Origin of the sequence: Hamadaea sp. NPDC051192 (genome assembly GCF_040682475.1) — a bacterium.
In the GTDB taxonomy this organism is placed as follows: Bacteria; Actinomycetota; Actinomycetes; order Mycobacteriales; family Micromonosporaceae; genus Hamadaea; species Hamadaea flava.
Genome location: NZ_JBFBAZ010000200.1, coordinates 1 through 10,964 on the forward strand (window position 1 = coordinate 1; position 10,964 = coordinate 10,964).

General features: G+C 70.0%; 9 protein-coding genes. 4 read left to right on the forward strand and 5 right to left on the reverse strand.

Annotation, left to right across the window (positions count from 1 at the left end; translation table 11 throughout):
- The 3 genes from AB0M47_RS39820 to AB0M47_RS39830 form a co-directional block, all read left to right on the forward strand.
- Nucleotides 1–294: sigma factor-like helix-turn-helix DNA-binding protein (locus AB0M47_RS39820; RefSeq protein WP_363423477.1), on the forward strand; the 294-nt coding region annotated here is incomplete at its 5' end.
- On the forward strand, nt 291–755 hold the full coding sequence (locus tag AB0M47_RS39825; protein WP_363423479.1) for a hypothetical protein: 465 nt from the start codon (nt 291–293) through the stop codon (nt 753–755). The genes AB0M47_RS39820 and AB0M47_RS39825, both read left to right, overlap by 4 nt.
- 14 nt (nt 756–769) lie before the next feature.
- Complete coding sequence (locus AB0M47_RS39830) at nt 770–1,387, forward strand: methyltransferase domain-containing protein (protein ID WP_363423481.1); 618 nt, start codon at nt 770–772, stop codon at nt 1,385–1,387.
- Between the two features lie 189 nt (nt 1,388–1,576).
- Here the strand turns inward: AB0M47_RS39830 and AB0M47_RS39835 are convergent, their stop codons facing one another.
- Both AB0M47_RS39835 and AB0M47_RS39840 read right to left on the reverse strand, forming a co-directional pair.
- Nucleotides 1,577–2,368 carry a hypothetical protein gene (locus AB0M47_RS39835; protein ID WP_363423483.1) on the reverse strand — a complete coding sequence of 264 codons (792 nt, stop codon included), beginning with the start codon at nt 2,366–2,368 and terminating at the stop codon, nt 1,577–1,579.
- 91 nt (nt 2,369–2,459) lie between these two features.
- A complete protein-coding gene (locus tag AB0M47_RS39840; protein ID WP_363423485.1) occupies nt 2,460–3,410 on the reverse strand; it encodes a WYL domain-containing protein in 951 nt (316 codons plus the stop codon).
- A gap of 63 nt (nt 3,411–3,473) precedes the next feature.
- Between AB0M47_RS39840 and AB0M47_RS39845 the strand changes: the two genes are divergently transcribed.
- Nucleotides 3,474–3,938: a hypothetical protein gene (locus tag AB0M47_RS39845; RefSeq protein ID WP_363423487.1), complete on the forward strand. Its 465-nt coding sequence runs from the start codon at nt 3,474–3,476 to the stop codon at nt 3,936–3,938.
- Here AB0M47_RS39845 and AB0M47_RS39850 read toward each other — a convergent pair.
- The 3 genes from AB0M47_RS39850 to AB0M47_RS39860 all read right to left on the reverse strand — a co-directional run bounded on the left by AB0M47_RS39850 (nt 3,901) and on the right by AB0M47_RS39860 (nt 10,707).
- A complete protein-coding gene (locus tag AB0M47_RS39850) occupies nt 3,901–4,755 on the reverse strand; it encodes an alpha/beta hydrolase (protein ID WP_363423489.1) in 855 nt (284 codons plus the stop codon). The genes AB0M47_RS39845 and AB0M47_RS39850 overlap by 38 nt on opposite strands.
- 81 nt (nt 4,756–4,836) lie before the next feature.
- The gene (locus AB0M47_RS39855; protein WP_363423491.1) at nt 4,837–7,563 is read right to left on the reverse strand and encodes an exo-alpha-sialidase; all 2,727 of its coding nucleotides are present in this window, start codon (nt 7,561–7,563) and stop codon (nt 4,837–4,839) included.
- A 144-nt stretch (nt 7,564–7,707) separates the two neighbouring features.
- On the reverse strand, nt 7,708–10,707 hold the full coding sequence (locus AB0M47_RS39860; protein ID WP_363423493.1) for a hypothetical protein: 3,000 nt from the start codon (nt 10,705–10,707) through the stop codon (nt 7,708–7,710).
- Nucleotides 10,708–10,964 lie beyond the last annotated feature (257 nt).

The window sequence follows — 10,964 nt, forward strand, 5'->3', positions numbered from 1 at the left end:
ATCGACTTCACCACCACCGCGCCCTCGATGTTGGTCGGGTTGAGGTCGACGAAATCGGCGCGGGGCGCGTACAGGGTGCCCTCGGTTCCGGCCCGGGGCGATCCGCAGCTGGCCGCCGACGTCCACGACGTGTTGCGCAGGCTCTCCCCGGAGCACCGGGCGATCCTCGTGCTCCGGGATCTGGAAGACCTCGACGAACAGACCGTCGCGGCGATGCTCGAAGTACCCAAAGGCACCGTGAAATCCCGGCTCGCCCGAGCGCGGGCGAGTTTCCGAAAGGCGTGGACCGAATGAGCGACGCTCCACAGTGGCCGACCGCTCGCCTCGACGAGATCGCGCGCTTCCGGGCGCTCGCGGCGGGCGTACGCGGAGCCGCGGTGACCGAGCGGGTCGTCGCCGCTCCGTTCGACGACGTCTGGGCGGTGCTGTCGGACTTCGAGGGCTCGTTCGGCCTCATCGAACCCGACATGCGCCGCGTACGCGTCATCGCCCGCGACGGGGAGCACATCGAACTCCTCGCCCGCAGCCGCTGGGGCTTCCGCGCCCGGCTGATCGGCGTACACCGGCCGGGGTGGTTCTGGGCGCAGAGCCGGTTCCTGCTCCTCGGCATGGCAGCGACCGCCGCGCCCGACGGGCGTACGCGGGTCGCGCTGACCGGCGGCATCCGCATCCCCGGACGCGCCGCGTTGATGCCCCTCGGCGTACGCCGGGCCGCCGTCGGCGCGCTAGGCCGGCTCGACCGCGCCGTCGGGTGACACACTGGGGAACCATGGAGGAGACGCCGACCGCACGGCAGAAGCGGGTCTGGGACAAGTCCGCGCCGAGCTACGACCGCCAGATCCAGCTGTTCGAGCGGATCTGGTTCACCGGCGCCCGGGAATGGCTCGGCGAACGGGCCTCGGGCCGGGTGCTGGAGGTCGCCATCGGGACCGGCCGCAATCTGCCGCACTACCGGCCCGGCGTCACCGTCACCGGGATCGAGCTGAGCCCCGAGATGCTGGCGTACGCCCGCCGCCGGGCGGCCGACCTCGGCATCGCAGCCGATCTGCGGGAAGGCGACGCCGAGCACCTGCCGTTCGACGACGACTCGTTCGACACCGTGGTCTGCGCGTTCTCGCTGTGCACCATCCCGCGGCCGCCCGCCGCCGTCGCCGAGATGCGGCGCGTCCTGCGGCCCGGCGGCGACCTGCTCCTGGTCGACCACATCGGCAGCACCTGGCCGCCGATCCGGGCCGGTCAGTGGCTCCTGGAACGGTTCACCATCCGCGCTTTCGGCGAGTACTTCACCCGCCGCCAGCTCCCGCTGGTACGCCAAGCCGCGTTCGACGTCGTCGAGGCCGAACGCCTCAAGGCGGGCTCCATCGAACGCATCCACGCCCGCAAATAACCCGCCCCCCACTCCACCCCCACTCCCGCCCACCCCGCCGCCCCACCCACCCGCGCCCCCGCCCACCCCGCGCCCACCCCGCGCCCCCGCCCACCCCACCGCCCGCCCACCCTCCCCGTTGATCATGGAGTTAACCGTGGTCTCGCCGGTGTGTCACAGCCGGAAACTCCATGATCAACGCTCGCAGGGTCAGGTGGCGAGGGCGCCGCCGTAGGCCTCGATGACCCGGCGCGGCACGCCGGCGTTCAGGCAGTCGCTGACCGCCTCGGCTCTGGCGGCGGACAGTCGCCGGGAGTTGTAGGCGAGCACATCCCCTACGCCGGCCAGTTCCCGGAGCAGGTCACTGTCCGCATCGGACGGTGGACTGTGCTGCGCCGCCGTTCCGGCCACCGCGATCTGCCCGGCGTCGGCCCGCGCGATGGACGCGACGTGGTCGAGGCGCCAGTTGTGGTGGCGGACGAGGATCGCCCCGTGCAGGTGGCGGGCGGCGAGGGTGGAACTGGCGTACATGTCGAGGAAGCGCAGCCACTGGGCGCAGTGCGCCACCCGCTCGACGGGATCCTCGGGCAGGTAAGGCTCGATCCGGGCGCACGGCAGCGCACGGGTGGCGAGCGTGTGCGACCGGGTCATCAGCTGCCGTAGGCGTACGGCCAGGTGCTGGTAGCGGGTGAGCAGCACGCCGGGGCGTTCCAACTGGTCCGGCGTACGCGTCCAGCCCACCACGACGTGCATGCGCTCGGCGTGGCTGCGATGCCCGCAGGTGGCCTGGGCGGTGTCGGAGTAGGACCAGTCGTGCCGGTCGACGAGGAAGGCCGCCGCCTCGTCCCGGGCGACCAGGGCCCGCCGGTACGCGGTGCGCAGTTCGACGTCGAGGGCGAGGACGCCGACGGCGCCTTGGTCGGGATGGCTGTTCTCGAGCGTGGTGAGGTGCCGATCGAACGACTCCACGTCCACGTCGGCGAGGGCGTCATAGTCGGTCATTGATCCAACGGTAACAGGAAGATCACGGAGCGTGAGAGGGCACGGTGACCGCGGTCACCGTGCGTATCGCCATAGGTAGTCGGAGCCGAGCTCAGCCGTAAAGGCGGGCCAGCTCGGCCACGGTGGCCGCGATCCGGTCGCGCAGCGTCAGCGGTTCGAGCACCTCGATCACCGGGCCGAGGCGAAGAAACTCGCGGGTCGCGTGGGTCTCGGACTCGATCGGCAGGCGGGCCAGCAGCCAGCCGTCCGGTTGCGGCTCCCCGGCGGCCGCCGCGTCCGCGACGGCCTGGCCCAGGAAGTGGCGCAGGTTGTCGACCGCCGCCGGGTCCAACCGCACCAGCGCCTCGCCGCGGTGCAGGCGCGCGCGGAAGTCCTGAATATGTTCCTGCCAGTACGCCGCCAGGTCGAACCCGGCCGGCCAGTCGAACCGCTCGGACAGCACGGTCAGCGCCCGGATCTGGCTGACCCGGAAGGTACGCACACCGCGGCGCGCGTGCGCGACGAGGTACCACTTGCCCGCCTTGAGTACCAGCCCGTATGGCTGGAGCCGGTGCTGGGCGACGTCCTTCCAGTTCTCGTATTCGACGTCGAGGAGGTGCTGCTGCCAGACGGCGTCCGCGACCTCGGCCAGGTAGGGGCAGTTGTCGGCGTCCTGATACCAGCCGGGCGTGTCGAGGTGGAACCGTTCGCGCATCCGGGTGGCCCGTTCGCGCAGCGTCTGCGGAAGCGCGGCGGTGAGCTTGAGCTGGGCGGCCGCGACCGCCTCGGCCAGCCCCAGCGCGGCGGCCGCCCCGGGCAGCCCGGCCAGCGGCAGCCCGCGCGCCTCGTCGGCGGTCAGTCCGGTCAATTGGGTCTGATACCCGGCGACGAGCTGATAACCGGACGGGTCGGCGTAGATCGGAATCCCGGCCGTGCTCAACGCCACCGTGTCGCGGTAGACCGTGCGGACCGAGACGCCCAGTTCTGCCGCGAGCTGGGCCGCACTGAGCCGGCCTCGCGACTGGAGCAGCAGCAGGAGGGCGACAAGACGATCGGCTCGCACGATCTCAGTTTCCCGCAAACCACTGACAGAACATGTCAGGGGTACGCCCCTAGCGTCTCAGACATGCGAAACACGGATTTCGACTTCCTCACCGGAACCTGGACCAGCCGCCAGCGTCGCCTGGTCAAGATCCTCGACGGAAGCGACGAGTGGTACGAATTCGACGCGACCCTGGACTGCCAGGTGCTCCTGGACGGCAACGGCGTCTTCGACGTCCTGCGCTCACCCGAGCGCGACCTCGAAGGCATCACGCTGCGCCTGTACAACCCGGAGGAGAAGACCTGGCGGATCTGGTGGGCGTCCAAGACCTCCGGCGGCATGCTCGACGAGCCGGTCGTCGGCCGGTTCGAGGACAACGTCGGCACCTTCGAATGCGACGACACCTGGAACGGCCAGGCCATCCGGGTCCGCTACCGGTGGACGGCCGTGGACCCGGAGCACCCGCGCTGGGAACAGTCGTTCTCCCCGGACGGCGGCGATACCTGGGAGGTCAACTGGACCGCCGACTTCGCTCGGCGTACCGGCTGACGGTCGACCAGACGGCGTCCGGCGCTTCCTCGGGGGTGAAGTGACCGGCGCCGGGAATCCGGGCGCACTCCAGAGTGGATGCTCCGGCCTCGCGCAGCCCGGCGGCGTACGCGTCGAGGTCGCCGGGCTCGTGGTCGCCGCGTAGGTAGAGCAGCGGTGTGCGTACCTCGGTGGTGTCCGCGTTGTCCTTCGCGTCGTCGGGGAAGGCGCGATACCAGTCGAAACCCGCGGTCAGGGCGGCGTCGGACGCGTACGCGGCGGCGTACGCCCGGCGGCTCTCGGGTTCGATCCGGGCGGGGTCGGCCGCCAACGCGTCGTAGAAGAAGTCGAAGTACGCGCGTTGGCGGCCGCGCACCAGCTCCTCCGGCAATCCGGGAACCTGGTGCAGGCCGAAATGCCAGATCCTCGGGTTGCGCTCGACCTCGGCCCAGGGGGCCACGCCGGGAACGGCGACATCCATGATCACCGCCCGGCCCAGGTCGCCGAACATCCGCCAGTACGCGTACGCGATCATGCCGCCGACGTCGTGCCCGACGAGCGTCACGTCCTCAAGCCCGAGCGCGGTGACCAGGTCGTGCACGGTCCGGGCGAGGTCACGCTTGGTGCCACCGGTCGATCCGCTGGATTCGCCGACGCCCGGCAGGTCCACCGCGACGACGTGGGCGTCCGGTTCGGCCCGGGTCATCACCGGTCGCCAGGCCAGCCAGCTCTCCGGCCAGCCGTGCAGCAGCACGAACGAGGGTGCGCCGGCCGGACCCGCTTCGACCACATGGATCGAGGCGTCGCCGACGGTGAGCTGAGAATGACGTTCCCGCATGCCGACGGTGTGCCCTGGACAGCGAGGCCGAAACCTCGCCGCCCAGGACATCCGTGGCGACCGCGTCGCCCGTGCCGCCCGTCAGCGCTGCCGCAACAAGCGCACTGCGTCGGCGACGACGTAACCGTCGGCGTCGTTGGTCAGGTCGACCGTCGTCGTCCCCGCCGCGAGCGAGAACTCGCCGAGCGACACCCATTGGCCGTTGCGCGCCTGCTGATTGACGCGCACCGTCGTCGTGCCGCTCGTGCCGGCGACGAGGTACGGCGCGTTGGTCGCGCGGTTCGGATCGGCGGTGTACCAGACGGCCACCTGGTAGACGCCGTCCGCCGGGACGCTGAGCGTCCAGCGGACCCGCGACGAGCCGGTGCCCGCCACGCTCGTGCCGTAGTTCGAGCCGTAGTAGCCGGCCACCCCGGAAGCGTTGTTGTTCCACGTCCCGGACACGACGGTGAAGCCGGAGGCCGCGTTGTCGCCCACGATCCCTTGGGAGACAAGGCGTACGGCGTCGGCGACCACGTAGCCGTCGGCGTCGTTCGACAACGAGACGGTGGCCGTCCCGGCGGCGAACGAGTACGCGCCCAGCGGCACCCACTGCGAACCGCGAGTCGTCTGGTCGACGCGTACGGTCGCCGACCCGCCGGCGTGGTTGACGATGTACGGCGCGTTGGTCGCCCGGTTGGACGACGCGGTGTACCACGCCTCCACCTGGTACACCCCGGCCACCGGCACGTCCGTCGTCCAGCTCGCGACGCTCGTTCCGGTCCCGGCTGGCGCGGTGCGGTAGTTGACGCCGTAGTAGCCGGTCACACCGGTGGCGTTGTTCCACGCCCCGGACACCTGGGTGAAGCTCGCCGTGTCGTTGTCCGCGACGCCGCCCAGCCGCACGAGGCGTACGGCGTCGGCGACGACCGTGCCGTTCGCGTCGTCGGTCAGCGCGATGGTCGCCGTGTCGCCCGCGACGAACGAGTACGCCCCGAGCACGACCCAGCGTGAGCCCTCCGACCGCTGATCGACGCGGACGGTCGTCGACCCGTCGGCATGGTTCACGGTGTAGGGGGCGTTGCTCGCCGTCGCCACGCCCGGCGGGTAGTAGACGGCCACCTCGTACACCCCGGTCGCCGGGACCTCGGGCCGCCAGCGGGCGACGGCCGTGCCGGTTCCGGCGGCGTGCGTACGGAAGAACTGGCCGTAGTAACCCAACGGCGTGGACGCCTCCGGCCAGGTGCCGGTCAGCTCGAAGCTCGCGGCGGCGTTGTTGTCGGCGATCGTGCGTACGCCGTCGGCCGCGCCGCCGCCCTGGGTCAGCACGAGCTGATCCGCCGCGATGACGCGACCGCCGCTCCGGCCCACTCCATCCACAGTGAACCGAATGGTGTGCGCGCCGGCGGGCAGCGAGATCGAGCCGAGCGGGTAGACCTGGTAGCCGTCGCCGATCGTCATCGTCGGATCGACCCGGCCATACGGGAGATCCACCCCGTCGACCGACGTACGCAACTTCCCGCGATCCGAGCCGCGATCGTGGCGTACCGACAGCGCATAGGTGCCCGCCGTCGCCACGGTGAACGGCGCTTCCACGTAGGTCCCGTCCGCCGTGGGGGCGTACTGGACGCGCTTGCCGCCCTGGGCGTGCACGTCGGAGGTCAGCGTCGGCACCGCGCCCGTGTCCGTCCGGGCCGAACTGGTGGCCAGCTCGTACGCCGTCTGCGTGAAGCCGGGCCCGGCGGCCAGACTGTCGCGGCCGCTCGTGAGCCAATCGAGGTCGAAGCGGGCCACGGAGATGCGCTCAGGGAAGCCGCGCGAGGTGCCGTCCCGCCCGTAGATCAGCAGGATCGTCCCGTCGGAGAGCCGGGCGAGGTCGGAGTAGTACGACGGCCCGGCGTTGACCACGCGGCTGTACTTGTAGCTCGCGCCCTCGTCGTAGGAGACCGAGACGGTCAGGTTCTCGCGAGCGGACGCGTCCGGCCGGCTGAGCAGCCACCGGTTCACCGTCCCGCCGGTGTACTTGATCAGCCCCGCGTCCACCGCCACGAACTGCGGGATCGCGGCGTCGACCGCCTGCCGGGACCAGGTGGCCCCGCCGTCGGCGCTGATCGCCGTGAGGCGGTGATGCGTACCGCCGGAACCCCAGCGGCCGTTGATCACGACCGAACCGTCCGCGCGCTCCACGACGCGGCTCTCCCCGATCGGATAGTCCACGGAGAACGGCACCGGCGCGCCACGCTGCCAGGTCACGCCGTGATCGTCGCTGTAGATCGCGTCGTCGCCGTAGTTCGGGTCCGGGTCGGGCGCGCGGTGACCGAACGGCAGCAGCAGCCGGCCGGTGGACAGCTGGATGCCGTGACCCGGCGTCGGGCTCTGGCTCGTCCAGCCGTTCGGGTTCGTCGTGAACAGCGCGGCCAGGTTCGTCGGGGCGCTCCAGGTGAGGCCGCTGTCGTCGCTGCGCTTGTAGTAGACCGCGGGCGAGATGCCCCGGTAGAACAGGAAGACCGAGCCGGTCTGCGCGTCCACGATCAGCGCTGGGCTGCCGATGTCGTTGGTGAGCGCGGGATCGTCGGGCACCACGATGACACTCACCGACCAGGTCGCCCCGCCGTCGGTGCTCCGCCGCAGCACGAGGTCCTTCTCGCTGGCGTCGGCGTCGGTGAACCGGCCCTCGGTCACGGCCAGGACGGTGTCGTCGGGGAGGACGGCGAAGGCTTGGACGTGGAAGCGGGCGTACGGGTCGCCGGTGTCGGTCGCGTCCCACAACTCGGTCTCCGCGAACGACCCCGGCGCCGCCGTCGCGGGCCCTCGTGCATCGATCTGCACGACTGCGTTCGCGACCATTATTAGCCCTATTAGCAGGGAAAACGTTCTTCGACGAAGCATGGGAGGGACTGTCTACTAGCGACGCCCCGCTGTCAAGATCTGACTTTCCGGCCCGGCCTCCCGGGGGAGGCCGGGCCGGCGGGATCACCAGACGCCCATGACCACTCGGCCACCGGCGAGGTCCACGTCGAACGTTCCGGAGTCGTACCAGCCCGCCGGGCCGGTGTAGGACCATCCGCTCAGCCAGACGTGATAACGGAAATCAGGCCCATAGTCGTACGCCACGATGACGTCTTCGCGTCCGTCGTCGTCGACGTCTCCGACCGTCATTCGATTGCCCACTTCACTGAGGGTGTATCCGGAGGTGACTTCCCAGTCCGGGCTGGCCAGGGTGAACTGCGTACCGCTCGCACTCCACCGGAACAGCCGGGCGTGACTGCCCCCGTACGTGTAGAACAGTGCGGGCTCGTCGTCGCCGTCGCCGTCGAAGTCCCCGACGACCATCCGATCCGCCACATTGTCGAGATCGAATCCGCCGGACTGGTAATAGCCGTTGGGTCCACTGTAGGCAGTCGCGGCGTTCCAGACGTGGAATCGGAAATACGTGCCATACGAGTACGCCGTGATCAGGTCGTCGCGGCCGTCTCGGTCGACGTCGCCGGCGGCGAACCGGCCGGCCACGTTGGTCAGGTCGTAGCCGCTCGCCACGCTCCAGTCGCCGGAGGTCGTCTTCGTCAGCGCCGCCCCGTCGGACAGGAACCGGTGGATCCGGGCTCCGGTCGTCCCGCTGACGGCCTCGAGGAGCGCGAGATCGGTGCAGCCGTTGCCGTCGAAGTCCCCGGCGGCCATCCGGTTGCCCACCGACGACGGCGTGACCGCCGCTGTCCCCCAGACCTTAGGCCCGGCCGATAGCGCCGTGCCGTCCCAGACGTCGAACCGCAGCGCGCCGCCGGTGTCGAAGCCGACCGCGAGATCGTCGACGCCGTCGCAGGTGAAGTCGCCGGAGACCAGCCGATCACCCGCCTTCGACAGGTCGTACCCGGAACCCTGGATCCAGCCCTGGCCCGACTGGAACGCCGTCATCGTCGAGGTCCAGCGGCTCATCGTGGCGTCGCTCGTGGCGCCGGACAACATGACCGGTGCGGCCGGTCGCCCGTACCACTGGGTCATCATGAGGTGGTTCTCCGTATGAGTGCCCACGGCGACGGACTGGGTGGCGAATTTGCGGCCGCTGCTGCTCGAGGCCGCGAACAGGCCGCCCTTCATGCCGGCCGGCGCCGAGTTCACCAGCGTGGTGGGGTTGAGCTTGAGGAAGGTGCCCACGGCCGTGCCGTAGAGGTAGCCGTCCCGCGAGTCGAACGTGAGATTGACCGCGCGCGGGTTGAAGCTCGTGGTCCAGGTGTAGTCGACCAGCGTGGTGCTGCTGAGCAGCTGGCGCGTGGTGACGTTGAAGCGGAACGCCTTGCCCGCGGTGACGCCGACGAGGACGTTCGGATCGGAGCCGAAGGCCAGCCCGTTGACACCCAGCTCACCCGCGAGCGGCGTGGCCTGCCAGAGCTTCGTTCCCGTCTCGACGTCGAGGGCGAAGATCTTGCCGCTGCTCTGCGGCGCGATGGTGCAGCAGTTCAGCGTGCCGCCGTAGAGCACCCCGTTCTTGTAGACGAGCGAGCTGATCTCGCCCGCGCCGGCGATGCCGTTGAAGACGCGGACCGCACCCGTCGCCGGGTCATACAGCGTGACCGCGCCGTCGGTCTGGGAGTTCTTGGGGCTGGTGCCGACCGCCACGTACTTCCCGGCCGAGATCACCGTCCACGGTCGCTCCTGACCGTAGCCTTGCAGGTCGAAGAGTTTGCGCGGATTGGCGGAGTCGAACGGCAACGCCGGGTCGTACTCGTAGAGCGCGCCGTTGGGGTAGACCCCCAGATACAGCTTGCGGCCGTGGCTGGCCATCCCCTCGGCCTGATGCGCCCAGCGGTACTCGTGCCACGCCTCGGCGTCCGGGTCGTACCCGGCGAAGCCGCCCGCGAAATAGCCGCCCAGGTACGCCCAGCCGTTCGGACCGATCCCGAGGGATCGCAAGGAGGTCAGCACCGGCTGGAAGCCGACGTCGACCCAGTTCACCGCCGAACCGGTGTGAGTGACCAGGTCGTAGCGGAGGATCGAGCCGTCGGCCTGCCCGGACACCACCATCTCGTGCCCGGTCGCCGGGTCCACCACGCGCTGGATGCCCTTCGGCGCGCCCATGCCGAAGCCGGTGTGCGTCACCGCCCCGGTGTCGGCGTCGTAGCCCACCAGCTCACCCGACATCGCGAGGTAGGTCAGCCCGTCGCTGCCCTCGTCGGAGACGGTCGGACCGGCGTATCCGGGGATTTCGCGGACCCACTGCTGGGTCACGAGGTTGTAGAGCCACGCCTTCGGCGACGACGTCCCGCCGACGAAGTAGACGTAGAGATAGTCGCCCGCGTCGTCGAGCTGATAGGTGTACATGTCGGACGGTACGCCGGCCGGCAGCGGGATGTTGGTGCTCACCCCGGTCGCCGGGTCGTAGCGCACGAACTTCGTGAACTGGCCCAGGCCCGCGTACACCTGGCCGCGCGCGTACTCGACCGACCGCACGTAGTGGTAGGTGTCGCCGTAACTAGCGCGCGTCGTCCAGTTCGACCCCGGCGACCAGCTCGTCAAGAGGCCCGCCGGAGCCGGCTTGATGAAGCCCTGGAACGTGCCGACCCACAGGTTGCCCTGGTCGTCGGTGTCGCCCTCCCAGAGGAAGCTGGTCCCCGTCGAGGGCGCGCCCAGGTCGGTGAGCGTACGCCCGCTGTAGGTCAGCCGGAACGCGTGTCCCTCGCCGTAGGTCGTGACGTACACGTACTTGCCGTCCGCGCTGACGGAGACGCCCCACGCGCCCTCGGCTCCGGTCAGCGGATAGCGGGCGAGCATCTTCCCGGCGAACGGATCCACCTCGGCCAGGTAAGCGGGATCCCCCTCGATCGGCGCACCGCTGATCGCCAGCCACGTCCGGACCTTGCCGTCGGACATCCGCGCCGTCTCACCACCCGCCGCCGTCACCCCCTTGACCGGCGGGCGGCCCAGATCGATCGACTTCGGATACGGACCGGCAGCTTGGGCCGGCCGTGCCGGGCTCACTCCACCTACGACGGTGGCAGCCACGACCAGAAGTAGTGCCGGCAATCCGGCAAGAAATGAACGACGTCGATGACGAAGCATGGACGGACGATATTCCGGTCTAGACCGGTAGTCAATGACCGCCGTCAGTTTCTTCCCTACTTCGCCGGATCAGGGATCCGCGTCGAATCTTGGGCTCTCCACCGACATGTGTGGGTAGCTGATGTGTCGTAACGCAGCGCACGCCGTTGCTGCTCCTACGTTCTGAGGTGTCTAGA